This window comes from Variovorax sp. GW823-FHT04F07 (assembly GCF_058795995.1).
In genome coordinates this window covers 518,563-538,146 of sequence record NZ_JBXAIG010000001.1, presented here as the reverse complement: position 1 = coordinate 538,146, position 19,584 = coordinate 518,563, and the positions used below count along the sequence as shown (strand labels likewise).

Sequence of the window (19,584 nt, the reverse complement as noted above, 5' to 3'; positions counted from 1 at the left end):
CGCGTTGTCTGCAGAATAGGCGGCCATGCATGTTCGAAAAGCCGCCGTTCTCGCCCTCGTCCTGTCCGCCCTCTCGCTCCCCACCATCGCGGCGTCCGTTCCGAAAAACCTCCAGCCCTCCGACGCAGCCGAAGCCCGCATCGAGTCGCTGATCGCGCGCATGACACCGCAGGAAAAGGCCGGCCAGCTCAGCCTCTACGGCCCGGCCGACATCAACATCCCGAACAACCCGCAGGCCGGCTGGCGCAACGGGCAGCAGGAGACGGAGGACGTGCGCAACGGGCGGCTCACGGGCCTGTTCAACAACGCCGGCCTCGAGGGCAAGCGGCGGCTGCAGCAGGTGGCGGTGCGCGAGTCGCGACTGGGCATTCCGCTGATCTTCGGTGCCGACGTGATCCACGGCTTTCGCACCATCTTCCCGATGCCGCTGGCCGAGGCCTCGAGCTGGGAGCCCGCGCTGGCCGAGCGCACCGCGCGCGCGGCAGCGGTCGAGGCCACGGCCGACGGCTTCCGCTGGACCTTCGCCCCCATGGTCGACATCGCGCGCGACGCGCGCTGGGGCCGCGGCCTCGAAGGCGTGGGCGAAGACCCGTACCTGGCGCGCCAGTTCGCGGCGGCGCGCGTGCGCGGCTTCCAGGGCAGCAGCCTCGCGAACGCCGACTCGATGCTGGCCACGCCCAAGCACTTCGCGGCCTACGGCGCGGCCGAGGGCGGGCTCGACTACAACACGAGCGAAATCTCCGAGCGCACGCTGCGCGAGGTCTACCTGCCGCCGTTTCGCGCGGCGCTCGATGCGGGCGCGCTGTCGGTCATGAGCGCCTTCAACGAGATCGGCGGCGTGCCCTCGACCGCCAACCCCGCGCTGCTCACCGGCGTGCTGCGCGACGAGTGGAAGTTCAAGGGCTTCGTGGTGTCCGACTACACGGCCGACGAAGAGCTCATCGAACACGGCCACGCCGCCAACGGCCGCGAGGCCGCCAAACTGGCCTTCATGGCCGGCACCGACGTGAGCATGCAAAGCGGCCTGTACATCCGCCACCTGCCCGACCTCGTGGCCTCCGGCGAGGTGCCGATGGCGCGGCTCGACGAGGCCGTGCGGCGCGTGCTGCGAGTCAAGCTCAAGCTCGGCCTCTTCGACGACCCGATGCGCGGCCTCGACGGTCCGCCGGCCGCGCAGCGCGTGGAGAACCCCGAGTTCATCGCGCTGGCCCGCGAGAGCGCGCGCCGCTCCATCGTGATGCTGAAGAACGAGGGCCAGCTGCTGCCGCTCGCGAAAACGGGCCCACAGAAGATCGCGCTGATCGGCCCCTTCGCCGAAGGCACGAAGGACCTGATGGGCTCCTGGAGCCTGTTCCCGGGCCAGTCCGCGCCCGTGGGCATCGACGAAGGCCTGCATGCCGCGCTGGGCACCGAGGCCTCGCGGCTGACCGTCACGCGCGGTGCGAACGTCGAGTCGCCGCTGCCCGGCGGCATCGAGGCCGCCGTGGCCGCCGCGCGCGAGGCCGACGTGGTGGTGTTGGCGATCGGCGAGAGCCAGAAGATGTCGGGCGAGTCGCGCTCGCGCAGCGACATCGGCCTGCCGCAGGCCCAGCAGGACCTGGCCGAGGCCGTGGCCGCCACGGGCAAGCCGGTGGTCGTGCTGCTGAGCAACGGCCGCGCGATGGCGCTCAAGGGGGCCGTGCGCAATGCGCGCGCCATTCTCGTGACCTGGTTCCTCGGCGTGCAGACCGGCCACGCGATCGCCGACGTGGTGTTCGGCGACGCCAACCCCTCGGGCCGCCTGCCCGTGAGCTTTCCGCAGACCGCCGGCCAGGTGCCCTACTACTACGCCCACAAGCGCACCGGCCGCCCCTCGCCTGAGAGCGCGCCGGGCACGGCCTTCAAGACCCGCTACCTGGACGCGACGAACGAGGCGCTGTACCCCTTCGGTTTCGGCATCGGCTATGCGCCGGTGCGCTACGACCAGGTCGAGCTGAGCACCGATCGCCTCGCCATCGGCCAGACGCTGCGTGTGCGCGCCACCGTCACGAATACGGGGGCGCGCGAGGCGGAAGAAGTGGTGCAGCTGTATCTGGCGCAGCGCGCTGCGAGCGTGACGCGGCCGGTGCGCGAGCTAAAGAACTTCCGCAAGGTGCGGATTGCGCCGGGGGCATCGGAGGTGGTCGAGTTCACTGTCGGCAATGACGACCTGCAGTTTCTGGGGCGGGACATGAAGCCTGTGATCGAGCCGGGCGAGTTCGACTTGTGGGTCGCGCCTTCTGCGGCTGGCGGGATTCAGAAGCGCTTCGTGTTGACGCGGGAGTGAGTTTTTTTCAGGGCACGTGCACAGGCCACCGGGTACTTCCCTCCGCGAATGTCCCCCGGGCTTCGCCCTCCTCCTTGATTTCGCTGCGGGAAGCACCCAGTGTCCTGCGCACGGGAAGCGGCGGTGGTGTGCTGGCCAATCAACGACCCCACTGATGACGATCACGTCGATGGGGTGCCTTGCGCAGCGAAATCAAGGAGGAGGCCGAAGGCCGGGGGACATTCGCGGAGCAAGGTACCCCGTCGGCGGGATCGTCGCCCTGAACGAATTCAGTCGAACACCCCCGTGAACGCCACCCGGCTCACCACGCCCGAACTGCTCGCGCCCACACCCAGCGTCACGCTGTAACGCCCATCCTGCGAGGTGCGACGGATCGATCCGCCCATCGCGCTTTCGCTGCGGAAGTTGCCGAGCCCCACGGCGTAGCTGATCTTCCCCGGCACGACCGGCGCAGCTTCCATGGCGGCGACACCTGCAATACCGGCATACGCACGCCGCGCGTTCTCATCCATCTGGCTTTGCAGACGCGCGGCCGTGAAGTCGGTGTAGGCCTTGCCCAGCGGCAGGCCCTGCGCGGCGACGGTGTCGGTGTACGCGTTGGCCGCGCTCACGCCCTGCTGCACCATGCCCTGCACCTGGCCCACGTTGGTCGCGTCGTCGGGCGCGCTGCCGGGCGCCACGCCGGTGAGCTGACGGTTGCCGAGCGCCACTTCGCCGGTCGACGACTGCAGCCCGCTCATGCCCACGGCCACGTAGTTCGACTGCGCGCCGCGCGTGGTCGTGCTGCCCGCGCCGAGCGCCACGCTGTTGGCATGCGAGGCTGATGCGTTGCTGCCGAGGGCAATGGCGTTGTCGGCGCTCGCGCGCGCCGCGCTGCCCAGCGAGATCGCCTGGTTCGCGTTCACGTACACGCCGGCGTCGGCACCGATGGCGATGTTGCCGCTGCCCATGACGTTCTGGCCCGCACCGCTGCCCTGCGCGATGTTGTGGCTGCCGACCACGCCCTGGCCGGCCGCCGTGCCCAGCGCCAGGTTCTGGTTGCCCTGCACGCCGCCGCCCGCGGCCTGGCCCATGGCCACGTTGTTGCTGCCCGCCACCTGGGCGCCGGCCATCTGGCCCGAGGCCTGGTTGCCCGAGCCGGTGACGCCGCTGCCCGCGCCCTGCCCTGTGGCCAGGTTGTTGCTGCCGGTCACGTTGCGACCCGCGTCGCCGCCGTAGGCCTGGTTGGCGTTGCCGGTCACGTTGCGCCCGGCGTTGCTGCCGTAGGCCTCGTTGCCGTTGCCCTTCACGTCGGTGCCAGCCCAGAAGCCGACGGCGTTGTTGTAGTCGCCGGTCACGTTCTGGCCCGCGCTGCGGCCCATCGACTGGTTCCAGCCGCCGACCACGTTGGTGCCCGCGTAGTAGCCGATGGCCTGGTTGGCGTTCTTGCCCGACACGCCGGTGCCGGCGCCCTCGCCGATGGCCAGGTTCCAGTTGGTGCTGACGTTGTTGCCCGCGCCCTTGCCGAAGGCCAGGTCGTTGCTGCCCGTGACGCCGGTGGTGCCGGCCTTGTCGCCGATGCCCAGGTTGCCCTTGGCCGGGTCCCAGGTGATCGGCTGGGCCGAGGCGATGCCCATGCCGGCCACCGAGCCGAAGGCCACGGCCAGCCCGAGCAGGGTCTTGCTGCGCGTTCTTTTCTTGAACTTCATGACGATCAGGCCTTCAGGTGCAGGGCCATGGCCGGATCGCTCACGCCGGGCTTGCCGGTCTCGACGCGGCCCGCGAAGCGGCGCTCGGTGTGCCCGGCGGTGACGGTGAAGTCGTACCAGTAGCCGCTCTTGTCCAGGCTCCAGTGCAGCATGCCGGTGGCGCCCGGCGCGACCTCGAGCGTCCAGGGGCCGTCGTTGCGGTACGCGTTGGCCGTCACCGTGACCTTGCCGGCCGCCTTGCCCGAGTTGTGCACCTTCAGGTAGACCTGCCCGTCGACCGGCTCGTAGCAGACCTGCACCTCGGGCTTGAAGCCGGCGGTGTCGAAGGCCAGTGCGTCGCCCTGGAAGCTGCGCACGTAGCCGTTGGTGCTGTAGACCCACAGGTCGTACTTGCCGCTGTCGCTGGCGCCGGTGTTCCAGTAGTCGGCCAGCTGCTTGCCGGCCTCGACCGTGTACCGGCGCGGAATGCGATCCAGGTGCAGCTTGTCGTAGACATGGAACACGGCGCCCTGTGTGCCGGAGTTCGCGAACACCAGCTGCACCAGACCGCGCGGCTCGACGCGCGCGCTGTTGTGCAGCTCGTAAGGCAGCGCGCGCGAGAAGCGCGTGCCGGTCTCCTGGTACAGCGGCTGCGGCGTGGCGGGGGCGTTTCTCACGGGGGCCGTGGGCAGCAGCCGCTGCGCCGCATTGATCGCGGGGAAGTTGCTCGTGTCGGGCAGCTTGGGAACGACCGGGTCGTTCGGGCTCACGAAGTCGAAGCAGGTCGTGAGGTCGCCGCACACGGCGCGGTGCCACGGGCTGATCGCGTCCACCGTGATGTCGAAGCGCTTCTCGAGGAAGCGGCCGACCGAGGTGTGGTCGAACACCTGCGAGTTGACCCAGCCGCCCTTGCTCCACGGCGACACCACGTACATCGGCACGCGCGAGCTCAGGCCCCAGGGGCGGATCTTGCCGGTGGTGGTGTTGTCGGCGGCGGCCAGGTAGCTGCCCACCGAGGCGTCGAAGTACTCGCCCTCCAGCGGCACGGTCGACTTGCCCATGAGCGTGCCGTTGGCGTCGTACGAGGGCACGGCCGGCATGGCCAGGTGGTCGAAGAAGCCGTCGTTCTCGTCGAAGGTCACGAACAGCGCGGTCTTGCTCCACACCGCCGGGTTGGACGTGAGCGCGTCCAGCACGTCGGCGATGAAGTCGGCAGCGCCGGCCGTGCCTTCGCTGCTGCCGGGGTGCTCGGCCAGCGCCTGCGTGGGCAGCACCCACGAGACGTCCGGCAATTTGCCCGTCATCACGTCCTGCTTGAGCTGGGCCAGGAAGTTGGTGGCGCCGTCGGCCGCCTCGGGGCCGCCCGTGAGGCCGTGCTCATAGATCGGCGAGCCCGGCTGCGCGGTGCGAAAGCTCTCGAAGGCCAGGCAGCCGTGCATGGCGCCCGTCCAGTTGTTGTTCATGTTCTGGTAGATGTGCCAGCTGACGCCCTTCTTCTGCAGCACGTCGGGCAGCGTGTCCCACTTGAAGGCGTTGTTGACGTACTTGTAGTTGTAGTCGCCCTTGATCGGGTCTTTCTGGCCCGAGCCGTCGGCCTGCTGCGGGCGGCCCGCCACCCAGTTGGACGGGTTGGGCCAGCAGCGCGAGTTCACCGGCTCGGAGTCGGTGTCGGTGCTGTTGATGCCCTTCTTGCGCAGCTCCGGGTTGAAGTTGGAGCCCGACCAGAACACGATGCGGTTCGGGTCGGTGCCGGTGAGGATGGAGCAGTGGTAGCCGTCGCACACCGTGAAGGCATCGGCCAGCGCGAACTGGAACGGGATGTCCTCGCGCAGGTAGTAGCCCATCGTGGCCTGGTTCTTGAACTGGATCCAGCGGTCCATCTTTCCCTGGTTCCAGGCGGCCTGCTGGTCGGGAAAGTTGTGCGGCGTGCCCGAGCCGATCAGCGCATTGGCGATCGTCGAGTCGCGGCGGAACGGCGGAATCTCCGCGCCGCCCGCGGGGTTCGACTGGAAGTACACCGACTTGCCGTTGGCCAGCGGAATCGGAAAGCGGTCGCCGAAACCGCGCACGCCACGCAGCGTGCCGAAGTAGTGGTCGAAGCTGCGGTTCTCCTGCATCAGGATCACGACGTGCTTGATGTCCTTGATGGTGCCGGTGTCGACCGCGGCCTCGACGGCGAGCGCCTTGCGGATCGTGGGCGGCAGCAGGGTGAGGGCCGAGGCCGCGCCGACGGCGCCGGCCGACTTGCGGAAGAAATCGCGACGGTTGGAGGGGTTCATGGGGAGTCTTTCAACGCGAGGACAAAAACAGAAGAAATGGAAGGCGTGTGGATGAAGGCCGCGCGCGGCTCAGGGCGCGCACTTCAGCGCCGGCGTCGGGCCGGGCTGCTCCGGCGTGGTGGTCGGGGGCGTGGGGCCGGTGGGCGGCAGCACCGGCAGGCCGCCGCCACCACCGCTTCCGCCGCCGCATGCGGCAAGGCTCAGGCACAGGAGAAAGCCCGCCGCAGCGAGGCCATACCGGGAAGAACGTGAGGTCATGAAGGTGTCCTTTTCTGGATCGAAGGGGCGTGGGAAGAAAAGCCGGGCGAAGCCGGGCCGTGCAGGCCTCGAAGGGCTTGCACCGGAACGGGAAGAAACGAAATGAAGTCGGGTGCCCGAAGTGGGCGGATGGATGGGTGTCAGCGCTCAGGCATAGCGGCTGCGCAGCCGGGCTGCGACCCTGTCGAGCACGAGCACCGTGAGAAAGATCGCGATCAGGATCGTTCCGACGTGCGCGTAGTTGTACATGTCGTAGCGGCCCTTCAGCTCCTGGCCGATGCCGCCCGCGCCCACCAGCCCCACCACGGTGGCCATGCGCACGTTGCGGTCGAGGATGTACAGCGTGTAGGCGATGAACTGCGGCATCACCTGCGGCAGCACCGCGAAGCGCATCACCTTCAACTTGTTGGCGCCGATGGCGCGCAATGCCTCCTGCGGCTTGTCGTCGGCGGTCTCGATGTCTTCGGCGTAGAACTTGCCGAGGAAGCCCGCCGAATGCAGTGCCAATGCGAGCACGCCGGCGATGGGACCGAAGCCGTAGGCCAGCACCAGGAACAGCGCACTCACCAGCTCGGGCACCGCGCGGAACATGCCGACCACGCCGCGCGCCAGCGTGTAGACGGCGCGGTTCGACGTGTAGTTCTTCGCGCTGCACCAGGCCAGCGGCGCGCTCAGCACGATGGCCAGCAGCGTCGCCCAGATGGCGATCTCGAAGGTCTCGAGCATCTTCACCGCCACGTGCCAGAGGTAGCCGAAGGGCTCGACCAGCACCTCGCGCCGGTCGACCACCTCTTCCATCTGCAGCGTCTGCGGGTTGAGCTTGGGCTGGCGCGACTCCTCGGTCTCGACATGCGAGAACCACGGCAGCCGCTCGCGGTCGAAGCCCTCGATGCGCGACACCTCGGTGCGCTCCGACACCTGCGGCGGAAAGAGCGACCTGGCGATGGTGCCCAGGCCCGACAGCACCTGCGACTGCTCGCGCAGGCCGACGGCCGCGAGCACGCCCTCGCCCGTGAGCGACAGCATGCGGCCCATTTCGACGCGCTGGCCGGCGAAGAAGCCGACCACCACCACGAGCAGCAGCACGGCGAGGCTGCGCGCGCCGAAGGGGCGCGGCAGCTCCCAGGCGGATGCGGGGTGGCTCATGGCACCAGCTCCAGCGCGCCGGCATGCAGCGGCAGCGGCGTTTCGGGCGCGGGCCGCGCGGGCGCCGGCGTGCGGCCGTAGACCGCGTCGAACACCTTCGGGTCGAAGGCCGCAGGCGCGCCGTCGAACACCACCGCGCCGTGGCGCAGCGCGACGATGCGGTCGGCGAACTCGCAGGCCAGCTCGATCTGATGCAGGCTGCACAGCACGGTGGTGCCGCGCTCGCGCGCCTGCGTGCGCAGCAGCGACAGCACGTCGTGGCTGGTCTGCGGGTCGAGGCTGGCCACCGGTTCGTCGGCCAGCACCAGCGGCGGCTCGAGCATGAAGGCGCGCGCGATGCCCACGCGCTGCTGCTGTCCGCCCGAGAGCTCGCTCACGCGGCGCAGCAGGTGCTGCTCCTGCAGCCCGACCGATTCGATCAGCGCACAGGCCTTGGCACGCTGCGCGTCGGTGAACAGGCCGAGCAGCGCGCGCCATGTCGGCACCGCGGGCAGCGCGCCGGCCAGTACGTTGTCGGCCACCGTGGAACGCAGCACCAGGTTGAACTGCTGGTGGATCATGCCGATGCGCGGGCGGATGCGGGCCAGCGAGTGGGCAGCGATCTGCACGCCCTCGACCTGCACCGCGCCCTGCGTGGGTTTGACCAGCCCGTTGGCCATGCGCAGCAGCGTCGACTTGCCCGCGCCCGAGGCGCCCAGCACCACGCAGAACTGCCCCGCCGGCACCTGCAGCGACACGCCGTCGAGCGCGCGCGTGCCGTCGGCGTAGTGCATGGCGACCGATTCGAAATTCAGCATGGCGACGCTCAACGCTCGGCGGACTTGGCGAGGATGCGGCCCTTGAGCTCGTCGGTCAGCAGGCCGAGCTTTTCGGCGGCGACGTTGAACTCGGCCTCGGAGAACTTGGTGTCGTAGCCGTCGATCTTGCCGCCGCCGTAGCCGCGGATCATGTCGGGCGTGACGCCGGGGGCCTTGTTCACGGTCTGGAAGGCGTCTTTCAGCTTCGCCTTCAGCGGCTCGGGCAGCTTGGAGTTGAGCGCCAGCGGCGGGTATGGAATGGCCATGCTGCGCGCGACCACCTTCACCGTCTTCGGGTCGACCACGCCCTGCTTCACCGCCTTCTCGTAGGAGTCGAAGGAGAGCGAGGCCACGTCGACCTGGTCCTGCACCAGCGCGGCCAGGCTGCTGGCGTGGCTGCCGGTCATGCGGATGGCGCCGAGGTCCTTGGCCGGGTCCATGCCGGCGTCGAGCAGCATCGCGACCTGGAAGGTGAAGCTCGAGGCCGAGTTGACGTCGCCGAAGGCCACGCGCTTGCCCTTGAGGTCCTTGACCGAGGCGATGGGCGCATTGGCCTTGGCGAACATGCCCGCGTAGTACACCGAGGCGCCCTTCTCCACGCCCACGGCCAGCAGCTGCGCGCAGCCGCGCTTGTTCGCCTGCACATACGACACGGGGCCGAAGAACGCGATGTCGGCGAGCTGGTTGCACATGCCCTCCACCACCGCACCGTACGACTGGCCGACCTTGAGGTCGAAGTTCAGGCCGGTGCTGCGCGTGATGGCATTGAACACCGGCGCGTAGTCGGCCTTGGTGCCCGACTCGGTGCCGCCGTCGGCCGGGATCAGCAGCACGCGCAGCGGCCGCTCGCGCGAGCCGTCGGCCACCGATTGGGCCTGCGCGGCCAGCGGCAGCGCGGCAGTCAGCGAGAGGGCGGCAGCCGCAAGGGCCAGGAGCTTTTTCATGGTCGGTTCCTTCGTTTGGAAAGCGGTGGGCGTGCGGTTGCAACGCCCCGATGAAGAGAACTTTAGGAGCCGCAGATGACAGGGAAATGAAATAAGCTCATTTCAAAATTCAAATATCACTGAGCAATATTCAATAGAATCCGCCGCCACGGCCGAGCCCCTCAAGACGGCCCCACTCCCGGAGATCCATGAGCACGCATCACACGACAACAGGGACCACGAACGCAGGCGCCGTCCATGCGCTGGCGCAGGCCCGCCACCTGCTGGTCGACCTCGACGGCACGCTGGTGCGCCAGCAGGAAGCCATCGACGGCGCGGCCCGCCTGCTGGCGCACTTCCACGACCGCTACGCCATCGTGTCCAACAACTCCACGCACACGGCGCAGGGCCTGTCGGTGCGGCTGCGCAAACTGGGCCTGCGCGTGCCGCCCGAGCGCATCGTGCTGGCCGGCGAACTCGCGGTGCGCCAGCTGGTGCAGCAGCATCCGCAGGCGCGCGTGCTGCTGGCCGCCAGCCCTGCCCTGCAGCGCTATGCGCGCGCGCAGGGCTGCCGGCTGGTGTCAGCAGAGGCCGAGGCCGACGTCGTGCTGCTGGCGCTCGACATGCACTTCAGCCACACACGCCTGTCGGTCATCGCGAACGCCCTGCGCCGCGGCGCCAGGCTGATGGTGACCAATGCCGACGCCACGCACCCGGGCCCGCACGGCCGCGTGGTGCCCGAGACCGGCGCGCTGCTCGCGGCCGTGGTCACGGCCAGCGGCGTGCAGCCGTGGTGCGTGGTCGGCAAGCCCGCGCCGCTGCTGTTCGAGGAGGGCCTGCGCCGCCTTGGCGCGAGCGCCGGGCGCACGGTGGTGGTCGGCGACAACCCGCTGACCGACGGCGAAGGCGCCGCGCGGCTCGGCCTGGCCTGCGTGCTGGTGGGTGAATCGCCGGGGGCGGTGGCGCCCACGGTGGCCGGCCTGCTCGTGCCGCCCGTCTCAGAAGCAGTGGAACCCGCGCCTCAGTACCGCTTGAGCGAGAGCACGTCGAAGGTCTGGCGCAGCGTGCGCACCGAGGTGTCGTAGTCCGACAGCGCCAGGCAGGCGATCAGCACGTCGATGATCGCCAGCTGCGCCAGCCGGCTCGTCATCGCCTCGGTGCGGAAGTTGGTTTCGCGTGCCATGGTGAACAGCAGCACGTCGGCAAAGGCCTGGATCGGCGACTTGCCGAAGTTGGTGATGCACACCGTGGCCGCGCCCGCCTCCTTCGCGAGCCGCGTGGCCGTCACTGTCTCGTGCGTGCTTCCCGAATGCGAAATGGTCAGCACCGCCGTCTTCGCATTCGTGAGCGAGGCGCTGATGGCCTGCACGTGCGAATCGACCACCACCTTGGCATTGAGGCCGATGCGCAGCATGCGGTAGTGCGCGTCCTCGGCGATGGTGGCCGAGCTGCCGATGCCGTAGATCTCGATGCGCTCGGCCTTGCGAAACAGCTGCACCGCGCGCTCCATCGCCTTCGCGTCGAGCATCGACTGCGTGTCGTGCAGCGTCTGCACGTTGCTCTGGAAGATCTTGCGGATCACCGCGTCGGCCTTGTCCTGCGGGTCGAGGTCTTCGTGGATGAACTGCACCGGCCGCACGATCTCCTGCGCCAGCGCGATCTTGATCTGCTGGAAGCCCGTGGCGCCGAGGTTCTTGCACAGGCCGACGATGCTGCCTTCGCTCGAACCGGTGCGCTCCGCCACCTCGCTCACCGACATGTGGACCACCTCGCGCGGGTTCTTCACGATGAAGTCGGCGATGCGCTGGCCCACGGGGCCCAGCGACGACCAGAGGGTTTCGATGCGTGCCAGCACAGCGGACACCGGAACGTCGGATGCCTCGGCGGCGGGCGCCGCGGCAGCCTTGCCGCCGGTGGACTTGGACGTGCGGGGAGTGCTGTTGCGCTTCATGGGCCGCGAGCTTACCCGGCAACCATGGCGGTTTCACGCACGCGGCTGGCCAGGCACATGCGGGGTCTTCTATATTCGGCCGTTCCTCATTCGAAGTTGGCTGCCTTGTGGTGACCCCCCGCCCCCTCATCTCTCATGACCACCGCCCTCCCCATCGACCGCCGGCTGCAACTCATCTCCGACACCCAGGTCGAGATCTACTGGTTCGCATCGAACGGATTCCTTCGCGCGGTGCTGGGCACGCACGATGGCCCGCAGTGCGCGCCATCGTTTCGCTACCGGGTACTGTCTGGCGACAGCATCGAGCTGATCGGCGCCGACGGCATCATCGACACGTGGACCCGCATCCGCATCGAAGGCGACCTGCTCCATGCCGAATCCGGCGGCAAGCCCAAGGCTTTCCGCATCGCACCCGAAACCGTCGAAGAGAGTTCCAAACAATGAAAGTCAAACGACTGGTCGCCAACTTCGCGACGCAGGATGTGGCACGCGCACAGGTCTTCTACGCCGACGTGCTCGGCCTCGATCTGCTGATGGACCACGGCTGGATACGCACCTACGGTTCACAGGCCGAGATGAGCGTGCAGGTCAGCTTTGCGTCTGAAGGCGGTTCGGGCACGCCGGTGCCTGACCTTTCCATCGAAGTCGACGATGTCGACACGGCGCTTGCGCGCATGCGGGCTGCCGGCTTTGCCATCGAATACGGCCCGGTCGACGAACCCTGGGGTGTGCGCCGTTTCTATGTCCGCGATCCGTTCGGGAAGCTTGTCAACGTCCTTGCACACGCCGCCTGACGCGCGACGTCCCAACGAAAAAACGGGCCGCAAGGGCCCGTTCGGTCTTCAGCCAGCCGATGCAGGCACCGGCTTGCCACAGTCGCCTGATTACAGGCCAGCTTGGCGCGTGAACGACACGCTGGGCTTCTTGTACGCAGCCGGCACTTCGTCGCGGTAGAACGCGCGGCGGTCGAGGCTGGCGAGCGGGTCGTGGGCCTTGGCGACGGCTTCAGCGCGGATCGTCGAGCGGTCGGCGGTCGAGGTGAAGGTCTGTGCGCCGGCGGTGGCGCCGTCGCTGTACTCGTTGCCGGCACGGGCGGCAGCCACGGCTTGCGACGCGACGTCCGAACGCGAGAGGGTCGAGTGCACGGTGTGCACGCCGTCATAGGTTTCGGCGTGGGCACCGGCAACAGCCAGGAGCGAGAGCGCAACGGCGGCGAGGGTCTTCGAGGCATTCATTTCAATCTCCTTCAGGTGGTGTGTTGATGGGATGAAGTTTGAACCTGAAGCGCCCCAAAAAACCGCAGCAAAAGGAATCGCGGCGTTCACGGGATTGAAACAATCGCGCGCCGCCCGCGCATGCGATGCGGTACCCGGAACCCTCTCCTCCAGAGGGAACGCACGAGAAAGTTCTCGCTGCCGGCATTCCTTGCATGCGCCTAGCGCATGCAAGGAATGCACGCCGGACCCTCAGTGCGAGATCATCCAGGGCCGCCGCGACGGGGCCGATTTCGCCCCGTTCGGCGCGGTCTGCGTGGCACTGCGCCGCGACGATCCCGCGCAGCAACCGCAGCCCGAGGGATGCCGCAGGCGCGCATAGTCGCGCGAGCTCGCGGGCTCGTGCCGCGCGCGTTCGTTGGTGGCCATCGCGTGGCGCGTGTCGGCGGCCATCAGCGCCAGGCGCGGCGCGGCCGTGAACACGCGCGGCGAGGCCGTGCCGCAATCGGGGCAGGCAGCGGGCTCGTCGCGTTGGCCCGAAGGCCGCAGCGATTCGAAGCCGCCGCACTGTCCGCAGGCGTAGTCGTAGGTCGGCATGGCTTCAGCGCAGGTCGTGCGACAGCGGCATGTCCACGCTGCCGTCGATGAACTTCACCGGCCCCGAGGCGTTCGGGTTGATATCGAAGTCGAAGATGCCCGTGGGCAGCCACAGCGTGGCGCACGAATTGGGCACGTCGACCACGCCGCTGATGTGGCCCTGCACGGGTGCGGTGCCCAGAATCGAATAGGCCTGCGCGCCCGAGTAGCCGAACTTCTTCAGGTACTCGATGGCGTTCAGGCAGGCCTGGCGGTAGGCCACGTTCACGTCGAGGTAGTGCTGCTTGCCGCTCTCGTCGACCGAGATGCCTTCGAAGATCAGGTAGTCGTTGTACTGCGGCGTGATGGGACTGGGCTTGAAGATCGGGTTCTTGATGCCGTACTTGGCCATGCCGCCCTTGATGAGCGTGACCTTCATGTGCACCCAGCCGGCCATCTCGATGGCGCCGCAGAAGGTGATCTCGCCGTCGCCCTGGCTGAAGTGCAGGTCGCCCACGCTCAGGCCCGCGCCGTCGACGTACACGGGGAAGAACACCTTCGAGCCGCGCGACAGGTCCTTGATGTCGCAGTTGCCGCCGTGTTCGCGTGGCGGCACGGTGCGCGCGCCCTCGGCTGCCGCCTTCGCCCTCGCCTCGCCGGTCATCTTGCCCATGTGGGCGGTGCCGGCGAACGGCGGGTTCGCGAGGCCGGGCACGCGGTCTGGGCCGGTGGCGATGAGCTTGCCTTCGCGCTCGTTCCATAGGTCGAGCATCGGCTTGTCGGGCAGGCAGCCGATCAGGCCGGGGTGGATCAGGCCCGCGAAGTTGACGCCGGGAATGTGGCGCGAACTCGTGAACATGCCCTTGAAGTCCCAGATCGATTTCTGCGCTTCGGGAAAGTGATCGGTGAGAAAACCGCCGCCGTTCTTCTTCGAGAAGAAACCGTTGAAGCCCCAGAGGCTGTCCTGCTTGGCGCCGATGTCCAGCAGGTCGACCACCAGCAGGTCGCCGGGCTCGGCGCCCTTCACGCCCACGGGGCCCGAAAGGTAGTGCACGGTGCTCAGGTCGATGTCGCGCACGTCGTCGGCGCTGTCGTTGTTCTTGATGAAACCGCCGGTCCAGTCGAAGGTCTCGAGGATGAAGTCGTCGCCCGGGTTGACCCAGCAGGCCATCGGAATGTCCGGGTGCCAGCGGTTGTGGATGTTTTCGTTCTCCGTGGGCGGCTTGGTCAGGTCGACCTTGATCAGCGTGTCCGTCATGTGCAGTGGCTCCTGGGGTTGTGGTTAGACAGAGAGATAGGCTTTGATGTGTTCCACATCGGTCTTGTCGCGCGCGGTCTCGTGCACGAGCCGGCCGCCTTCGATGACGAACAGCCGGTCGGCCACGTCCATCGCGAAACTCAGCACCTGCTCGGACACGACGATGGTGATGCCGCGCAGCTTGCGGATCTCGTTGAGCGCCTTGGCGATGTCCTTGATGATCGAAGGCTGGATGCCCTCGGTGGGCTCGTCGAGCAGCAGCACCTTGGGGTCGGTGACGAGCGCGCGCGCAATCGCAAGCTGCTGCTGCTGGCCGCCGGAGAGGTTGCCGCCCTTGCGGCTCTTCATGTCCCACAGCACAGGGAACAGTGCGTAGATTTCTTCGGGGATGCGGCGGGTCTTCGAGTTCTCCAGGCCCGTCTGGATGTTCTCTTCCACCGTCAGCGTCGGGAAGATCATGCGGCCCTGCGGCACGTAGGCGATGCCCTTGGCCACGCGGCGAAAGCTCTCGTCGCGCGACACGTCCTGCCCCGCCACCTCGATGCGTCCGCTCTTGATCGGCAGCACGCCCATGAGGCTCTTGAACAGCGTGGTCTTGCCCATGCCGTTGCGGCCCATGATGGCGATGGTTTCGTTGGCATGACCCACGAACGAGATGCCGTGCAGCGCCTCGCTCTGGCCGTAGGCGGTGTGCAGGTCGTCGACCTTCAGCATGATGGTGCTCATGGTTCAGTGGCCCAGATAAACGTCGATGACCTTCGGGTCGGCCTGCACCTTCTCCATCGGCCCTTCGGCGAGGATCTTTCCCTGGTGCATCACGGTGACCTTGTGCGCGATCTGCTTGACGAAAGCCATGTCGTGCTCGATGACGATCACGGCGCGGTTGCGGCAGATGCGCTGCAACAGGTCGGCGGTGAGTTCGCGTTCGCGCGCGCTCATGCCTGCAATGGGCTCGTCGAGCATCAGCAGCTCGGGCTCCTGCATCAGCAGCATGCCGATCTCCAGCCACTGCTTCTGGCCGTGGCTCAGGAGGCCTGCTTCGGTGCCGAGCTTGTCGGCCAGGCCGATCTCCGTGGCGATGGCCTGCACCTTGCCCTTGACCTCGTCGTCGCACTGGAAGGCCAGCGCGCCGAACACCGAGCGCCCCTTCGGAAACGACACCTCCAGGTTCTGGAACACGCTGAGGTTCTCGTAGATCGACGGCGTCTGGAACTTGCGGCCGATGCCCAGCCGCACGCGCTTGTGCTCGGCCATCTTGGTGAGCTCGGTGTTCTTGAACTTGATGCTGCCGGCGCTGGCGCGTGTCTTGCCGCAGATCAGGTCGAGCAGCGTGGTCTTGCCGGCGCCGTTCGGGCCGATGATCACGCGCAGCTCGTTCCTGTCGATGTACAGCGTCAGGTCGTCGATGGCCTTGAAGCCGTCGAAGGAGACGCTGAGGTCTTCCACGGCGAGTGCGAAGTCGGTGTTGCTCATGGGGTGGGGTTCCGGTGTCGGTCAGGCGCGTTGGCGGCCGATGCCTTCGGGCAGCACGGGCTCGGCCTGCGGCGCGGCGACGGGTGAAGGGGCTGACACGGCGGCGGGCGGTGGCTTCGTCGCGGCGTCGCGCAGGGCCTGCCGGCGCGAAGCCCACCACGGCTTGATCGTGTCTTCCCACAGGCCGGCCAGGCCCATCGGGAAGGCCATGGTCACGCCGATGAAGAGCGCGGCCATCAGGAACAGCCACAGGTCGGGAAAGCTCTCGGAGAACAGCGTCTTGCCCGCGTTCACCAGCAACGCGCCGTACACCGCGCCCACCAGGCTCATGCGGCCACCGACGGCGCAGAAGATCACCATCTCGATCGAGGGCACGATGCCCACGAAGCTGGGCGACATGAAGCCCACCTGCAGCGCGAACATCGCGCCGCCGATGCCCGAGAGCCCGGCCGCCAGGCAGAAGGTGAAGACCTTGAAGTTCGACACGTCGTAGCCCGAGAAGCGCACGCGGTCTTCCTTGTCGCGCATGGCCAGCAGCAGCGTGCCCAGCTTGCTGGTCTGCACCCAGCGGCACAGCAGGATGCTCAGCACCAGCAGGCCCACGCAGACGTAGTAGAGGATGTACTTGGCGCTGTCGGTGCGCGTGTCCCAGCCCAGCAGCGTCTTCAGGTCGGTCATGCCGTTCACGCCGCCCGTGTAGCCCTGCTGGCCGATGATGAGCACGGTGCAGATCAGCGCCACCGCCTGCGTGATGATCGCGAAGTACACGCCGCCCACGCGGCGCTTGAACATCGCGAAGCTGATGAGCCAGGCCAGCGCCATCGGCGCCAGCACCACCAGCGCCAGGCTCAGCGGCAGGCTCTTGAACGGCAGCCACAGCGCGGGCAGCTCGGTGATCTGGTTCCAGTCCATGAAGTCCGGGATGCCGGGCGTCGACTGGATCTTGGTGGTGATGGGGTCGGAGGCTTCGAGCTTCAGGAACATCGCCATCGCATAGCCGCCGATGCCGAAGAACACGCCCTGCCCCAGGCTCAGCACGCCGCCGTAGCCCCACACCATGACGAGGCCCACGGCCACGAAGGCATAGGTGAGGTACTTGCCCACGAGGTTCAGGCGAAAGATGTCGAGCGAGAGCGGCAGCACGACCGCCAGCAGCAGCACCAGGAGCAGCAGGCTGCCGAGCTGGTAGCGCAGGATCGAGGCCTTGATGAAATTCATCGGAACGTTCTCCAAAACAGGAATCGGGTTCAGCGGCGGACCTTGACTGCGAAAAGTCCCTGCGGTCGCATCATGAGAATCAGCACGATCAGCGACAGCGTCAGCACCTTGGCCATCGAGCCGGTCATGAAGAACTCCGAGATCGACTGGGTCTGCGCAATGCCGAAGGCCGAGACCACAGTGCCCAGCAGGCTGGCCGCGCCGCCGAAGGTGACGACCAGGAAGGCGTCGACGATGTACAGCGACCCCGAGGTCGGCCCGGTCGAGCCGATGGTGGTGAAGGCCGCGCCCGCCACGCCGGCAATGCCGCAGCCGATGGCGAAGGTGAGGCGGTCGGTCTTCTTGGTGTCGATGCCGGTGGCGTTGGCCATCGTGCGGTTGGCCACGGTGGCACGCACCCGCAGGCCCCAGCGGCTCTTGTGCAAGGCAATGAGCACGCCGCCCGTGACCAGCGCCGTGAGCGCCAGCACAAAGAGGCCGTTGATCGGAATGTCCAGGCCTTCGTGCGGCGTCCACGAGCCCATGAGCCACTCGGGCAGCGTGGGGCTCACTTCCTTCGGGCCGATGAAGGTGCGAAAGATCTGCTGCAGCCCCAGGCTCACGCCCCAGGTGGCCAGCAGCGTGTCGAGTGGCCGCTTGTACAGGTGGCGGATCAGCGCCCACTCCACGAGCCAGCCGGCGATGAAGGCGAACACGAAGGCCAGCCCGATCGCGATCGGAAAGTAGTACGGCATGAGCGAAGGCGCCATGCGCTCGGTCACCTGCGCGGCCAGGAAGATCGAATAGGCGCCGATGGTCATGAACTCGCCATGCGCCATGTTGATCACGCCCATCTGCCCGAAGATGATCGCGAGCCCGAGGCCCATGAGCAGCAGCACCGCGAAGAGGCTCAGCCCCGCGAAGCCCTGCATCAGGCCGATGTTCATCATGTCCGAGAGGCTCATTGCGCAATATCCGGTAAGGGTCAGGGAACAAGTCGTGAGACACCGCGGAACCGGCTTTGCCGGGCCGCAGGTGTCGCCCCCTTGAGGGGGAGGCGGCTACACGAAGTGAGCCGCTTCGGGGGAGTTACTGATACCCCTTGGGGAACGGATCGGGCTTGATCAACTCGCCCGACTCCGCAACCACCTTGAAGCTGCCGTCGAGCTGCCCCTGCCCGATGCGCGCCTTGCTCCACAAGTGGTGGTTCGCATCCAGCTTCACGTAGCCCTCCGGCGCCGTCTTCAGCTCGATGCCCGGCGACGCCGCCACCACCTTGTCGATGTCGAAGCTGCCCGCCTTCTCCACCGCCGCCTTCCACAGCCACGGTCCCAGGTAGCCCGCCTGCGTCACGTCGCCGATCACCGCGTCCTTGCCGTACTTGGCCTTGAACGCCGCCACGAACTTCTTGTTGTTCTCGTTGTCCAGCGTCTGGAAGTACTTCATCGACGAGTAGAAGCCTGCGAAGTTCTCGCCGCCCACGCCGGTCATTTCGTCCTCGGTCACGGCCAGCGTCAGCAGGAACTGCTTGTCGCCGGTGATGCCCGCGGCCTTGAGCTGCTTGTAGAAGGCCACGTTCGAGCCGCCCACCACGGCCGCGAAGATGCAGTCGGGCTTGGCCACCTTGATCTTGTTGATCAGCGAGTTGAAGTTGGTGTGGCCCAGCGGGTAGTACTCCTCGCCCTTGACCGAACCCTTCTGGAAGTTCTCGATGTGCTTGCGCGCGATCTTCATCGAGGTGCGCGGCCAGATGTAGTCGGAGCCGACGAGGAAGAAGGTCTTGGCCTTCTTCTCCTTCGCGCCCCAGTCGAGGCCCCAGATGATCTGCTGCGTGGCCTCTTGCCCCGTGTAGATCACGTTCTTGCTCTGCTCCAGGCCTTCGTAGAAGGTCGGGTAGTACAAGAGGCCGTTCTCTTTTTCGAACACCGGCAGCACGGCCTTGCGCGAGGCGCTGGTCCAGCAGCCGAACACGGCGGCAACCTTGTCGTTGACCAGCAGCTTCTTCGACTTCTCGGCGAAGGTCGGCCAGTCGGAGGCGCCGTCTTCCTTGATGACCTTGATCTTGCGACCCAGGATGCCGCCCATGGCGTTGATCTGGTCGATGGCCAGTTGCTCGGCCTGGATGGAACCCGTCTCCGAGATGGCCATGGTGCCGGTGGACGAATGCAGCTGGCCCACCGTGACTTCGGTGTCGGTCACCGCGAGCTTGGTGGTGTTGACCTTGGCCGTGGGGAACTGACCCTGGCCGAAGCTCAGGCCGCTCAGGCCCATCACGGGCAGCGCGGCGGCGCCCTGCAGCAGGCGGCGGCGGCGCAGTGCCATGGCATCGAGGGAAGAAGGATCGGAATCACGCGACATCAGGAACTCCAGGCAGGTTGAAAGAAGAGTGAGCCGCGCACCATCGCAGTGCATCGGACGGTGCTGCGAGCACCATGGCTGGTACTTTAGAAATCACTTGCGTACTCGCGAATACGTCATTCAACGTAGCGATGCGCCCCTGCCCGGGCCGCAGACTCGCGAGCAGACAAGGCACGGGACAG

General features: G+C 67.4%; 19 protein-coding genes. 4 read left to right on the top strand and 15 right to left on the bottom strand.

Features of this window, described 5'->3' with window-relative positions; translation table 11 throughout:
* Positions 1-25 precede the first annotated feature (25 nt).
* The gene (locus tag AC1RAA_RS02470) at positions 26-2,305 is read left to right on the top strand and encodes a glycoside hydrolase family 3 N-terminal domain-containing protein (RefSeq protein WP_492726291.1); all 2,280 of its coding nucleotides are present in this window, start codon (positions 26-28) and stop codon (positions 2,303-2,305) included.
* Between the two features lie 269 nt (positions 2,306-2,574).
* On the opposite strand, the gene AC1RAA_RS02465 is transcribed toward AC1RAA_RS02470, so the two are convergent.
* The 6 genes from AC1RAA_RS02465 to AC1RAA_RS02440 all read right to left on the bottom strand — a co-directional run bounded on the left by AC1RAA_RS02465 (position 2,575) and on the right by AC1RAA_RS02440 (position 9,396).
* Complete coding sequence (locus tag AC1RAA_RS02465; protein ID WP_492726289.1) at positions 2,575-3,993, bottom strand: YadA family autotransporter adhesin; 1,419 nt, start codon at positions 3,991-3,993, stop codon at positions 2,575-2,577.
* 5 nt (positions 3,994-3,998) lie between these two features.
* Positions 3,999-6,251 carry a phosphocholine-specific phospholipase C gene (locus AC1RAA_RS02460; RefSeq protein ID WP_492726287.1) on the bottom strand — a complete coding sequence of 751 codons (2,253 nt, stop codon included), beginning with the start codon at positions 6,249-6,251 and terminating at the stop codon, positions 3,999-4,001.
* A 69-nt stretch (positions 6,252-6,320) separates the two neighbouring features.
* The gene (locus tag AC1RAA_RS02455; RefSeq protein WP_095745005.1) at positions 6,321-6,509 is read right to left on the bottom strand and encodes a hypothetical protein; all 189 of its coding nucleotides are present in this window, start codon (positions 6,507-6,509) and stop codon (positions 6,321-6,323) included.
* 147 nt (positions 6,510-6,656) lie between these two features.
* On the bottom strand, positions 6,657-7,655 hold the full coding sequence (gene phnE, locus AC1RAA_RS02450; RefSeq protein WP_492726285.1) for a phosphonate ABC transporter, permease protein PhnE: 999 nt from the start codon (positions 7,653-7,655) through the stop codon (positions 6,657-6,659).
* Positions 7,652-8,452 carry a phosphonate ABC transporter ATP-binding protein gene (gene phnC, locus AC1RAA_RS02445; RefSeq protein ID WP_492726283.1) on the bottom strand — a complete coding sequence of 267 codons (801 nt, stop codon included), beginning with the start codon at positions 8,450-8,452 and terminating at the stop codon, positions 7,652-7,654. Before phnC ends, phnE begins: the two co-directional genes overlap by 4 nt.
* An 8-nt stretch (positions 8,453-8,460) precedes the next feature.
* Positions 8,461-9,396: a phosphate/phosphite/phosphonate ABC transporter substrate-binding protein gene (locus AC1RAA_RS02440; protein ID WP_095947575.1), complete on the bottom strand. Its 936-nt coding sequence runs from the start codon at positions 9,394-9,396 to the stop codon at positions 8,461-8,463.
* Positions 9,397-9,584: 188 nt separating this feature from the next.
* Between AC1RAA_RS02440 and AC1RAA_RS02435 the strand changes: the two genes are divergently transcribed.
* Positions 9,585-10,460: an HAD-IIA family hydrolase gene (locus tag AC1RAA_RS02435; RefSeq protein WP_492726281.1), complete on the top strand. Its 876-nt coding sequence runs from the start codon at positions 9,585-9,587 to the stop codon at positions 10,458-10,460.
* Here the strand turns inward: AC1RAA_RS02435 and AC1RAA_RS02430 are convergent.
* The gene (locus AC1RAA_RS02430) at positions 10,397-11,326 is read right to left on the bottom strand and encodes a MurR/RpiR family transcriptional regulator (RefSeq protein WP_223301301.1); all 930 of its coding nucleotides are present in this window, start codon (positions 11,324-11,326) and stop codon (positions 10,397-10,399) included. The two genes, AC1RAA_RS02435 and AC1RAA_RS02430, sit on opposite strands and share 64 nt — an antisense overlap.
* 135 nt (positions 11,327-11,461) lie before the next feature.
* Between AC1RAA_RS02430 and AC1RAA_RS02425 the strand changes: the two genes are divergently transcribed.
* Both AC1RAA_RS02425 and AC1RAA_RS02420 read left to right on the top strand, forming a co-directional pair.
* A complete protein-coding gene (locus AC1RAA_RS02425) occupies positions 11,462-11,770 on the top strand; it encodes a hypothetical protein (protein ID WP_492726279.1) in 309 nt (102 codons plus the stop codon).
* Positions 11,767-12,120, top strand: a complete 354-nt coding sequence (locus tag AC1RAA_RS02420) for a VOC family protein (protein ID WP_070060357.1) — start codon at positions 11,767-11,769, stop codon at positions 12,118-12,120. The genes AC1RAA_RS02425 and AC1RAA_RS02420 overlap by 4 nt, the downstream gene beginning before the upstream one ends.
* A 90-nt stretch (positions 12,121-12,210) precedes the next feature.
* On the opposite strand, the gene AC1RAA_RS02415 is transcribed toward AC1RAA_RS02420, so the two are convergent.
* From AC1RAA_RS02415 to urtA, 8 genes are all read right to left on the bottom strand, one after another.
* Positions 12,211-12,561: an alpha/beta hydrolase gene (locus AC1RAA_RS02415; protein WP_492678531.1), complete on the bottom strand. Its 351-nt coding sequence runs from the start codon at positions 12,559-12,561 to the stop codon at positions 12,211-12,213.
* A 231-nt stretch (positions 12,562-12,792) separates the two neighbouring features.
* Positions 12,793-13,137: a zinc ribbon domain-containing protein gene (locus AC1RAA_RS02410; RefSeq protein ID WP_492726277.1), complete on the bottom strand. Its 345-nt coding sequence runs from the start codon at positions 13,135-13,137 to the stop codon at positions 12,793-12,795.
* A 4-nt stretch (positions 13,138-13,141) separates the two neighbouring features.
* Positions 13,142-14,374, bottom strand: coding sequence for a formamidase (gene fmdA / locus AC1RAA_RS02405; RefSeq protein ID WP_492726275.1), 1,233 nt, complete (start codon positions 14,372-14,374; stop codon positions 13,142-13,144).
* Positions 14,375-14,398: 24 nt separating this feature from the next.
* Entirely contained in the window at positions 14,399-15,088 is a 690-nt protein-coding gene (urtE, locus tag AC1RAA_RS02400) for an urea ABC transporter ATP-binding subunit UrtE (RefSeq protein ID WP_062478384.1), read from the bottom strand.
* A gap of 15 nt (positions 15,089-15,103) precedes the next feature.
* A complete protein-coding gene (gene urtD, locus AC1RAA_RS02395; RefSeq protein WP_095744996.1) occupies positions 15,104-15,847 on the bottom strand; it encodes an urea ABC transporter ATP-binding protein UrtD in 744 nt (247 codons plus the stop codon).
* A 21-nt stretch (positions 15,848-15,868) separates the two neighbouring features.
* Positions 15,869-17,065, bottom strand: coding sequence for an urea ABC transporter permease subunit UrtC (urtC, locus tag AC1RAA_RS02390; protein WP_492726273.1), 1,197 nt, complete (start codon positions 17,063-17,065; stop codon positions 15,869-15,871).
* A gap of 29 nt (positions 17,066-17,094) precedes the next feature.
* Positions 17,095-18,009, bottom strand: coding sequence for an urea ABC transporter permease subunit UrtB (gene urtB / locus AC1RAA_RS02385; protein WP_139701702.1), 915 nt, complete (start codon positions 18,007-18,009; stop codon positions 17,095-17,097).
* Between the two features lie 124 nt (positions 18,010-18,133).
* Complete coding sequence (urtA, locus tag AC1RAA_RS02380; RefSeq protein WP_062478305.1) at positions 18,134-19,402, bottom strand: urea ABC transporter substrate-binding protein; 1,269 nt, start codon at positions 19,400-19,402, stop codon at positions 18,134-18,136.
* Positions 19,403-19,584 lie beyond the last annotated feature (182 nt).

Coding starts and splice junctions, on each gene's coding strand:
- AC1RAA_RS02470 (WP_492726291.1), top strand. CDS start 26: ATGCATGTTCGAAAAGCCGCCGTTCTCGCCCTCGTCCTGTCCGCCCTC.
- AC1RAA_RS02465 (WP_492726289.1), bottom strand. CDS start 3,993: ATGAAGTTCAAGAAAAGAACGCGCAGCAAGACCCTGCTCGGGCTGGCC.
- AC1RAA_RS02460 (WP_492726287.1), bottom strand. CDS start 6,251: ATGAACCCCTCCAACCGTCGCGATTTCTTCCGCAAGTCGGCCGGCGCC.
- AC1RAA_RS02455 (WP_095745005.1), bottom strand. CDS start 6,509: ATGACCTCACGTTCTTCCCGGTATGGCCTCGCTGCGGCGGGCTTTCTC.
- phnE (WP_492726285.1), bottom strand. CDS start 7,655: ATGAGCCACCCCGCATCCGCCTGGGAGCTGCCGCGCCCCTTCGGCGCG.
- phnC (WP_492726283.1), bottom strand. CDS start 8,452: ATGCTGAATTTCGAATCGGTCGCCATGCACTACGCCGACGGCACGCGC.
- AC1RAA_RS02440 (WP_095947575.1), bottom strand. CDS start 9,396: ATGAAAAAGCTCCTGGCCCTTGCGGCTGCCGCCCTCTCGCTGACTGCC.
- AC1RAA_RS02435 (WP_492726281.1), top strand. CDS start 9,585: ATGAGCACGCATCACACGACAACAGGGACCACGAACGCAGGCGCCGTC.
- AC1RAA_RS02430 (WP_223301301.1), bottom strand. CDS start 11,326: ATGAAGCGCAACAGCACTCCCCGCACGTCCAAGTCCACCGGCGGCAAG.
- AC1RAA_RS02425 (WP_492726279.1), top strand. CDS start 11,462: ATGACCACCGCCCTCCCCATCGACCGCCGGCTGCAACTCATCTCCGAC.
- AC1RAA_RS02420 (WP_070060357.1), top strand. CDS start 11,767: ATGAAAGTCAAACGACTGGTCGCCAACTTCGCGACGCAGGATGTGGCA.
- AC1RAA_RS02415 (WP_492678531.1), bottom strand. CDS start 12,561: ATGAATGCCTCGAAGACCCTCGCCGCCGTTGCGCTCTCGCTCCTGGCT.
- AC1RAA_RS02410 (WP_492726277.1), bottom strand. CDS start 13,137: ATGCCGACCTACGACTACGCCTGCGGACAGTGCGGCGGCTTCGAATCG.
- fmdA (WP_492726275.1), bottom strand. CDS start 14,374: ATGACGGACACGCTGATCAAGGTCGACCTGACCAAGCCGCCCACGGAG.
- urtE (WP_062478384.1), bottom strand. CDS start 15,088: ATGCTGAAGGTCGACGACCTGCACACCGCCTACGGCCAGAGCGAGGCG.
- urtD (WP_095744996.1), bottom strand. CDS start 15,847: ATGAGCAACACCGACTTCGCACTCGCCGTGGAAGACCTCAGCGTCTCC.
- urtC (WP_492726273.1), bottom strand. CDS start 17,065: ATGAATTTCATCAAGGCCTCGATCCTGCGCTACCAGCTCGGCAGCCTG.
- urtB (WP_139701702.1), bottom strand. CDS start 18,009: ATGAGCCTCTCGGACATGATGAACATCGGCCTGATGCAGGGCTTCGCG.
- urtA (WP_062478305.1), bottom strand. CDS start 19,402: ATGTCGCGTGATTCCGATCCTTCTTCCCTCGATGCCATGGCACTGCGC.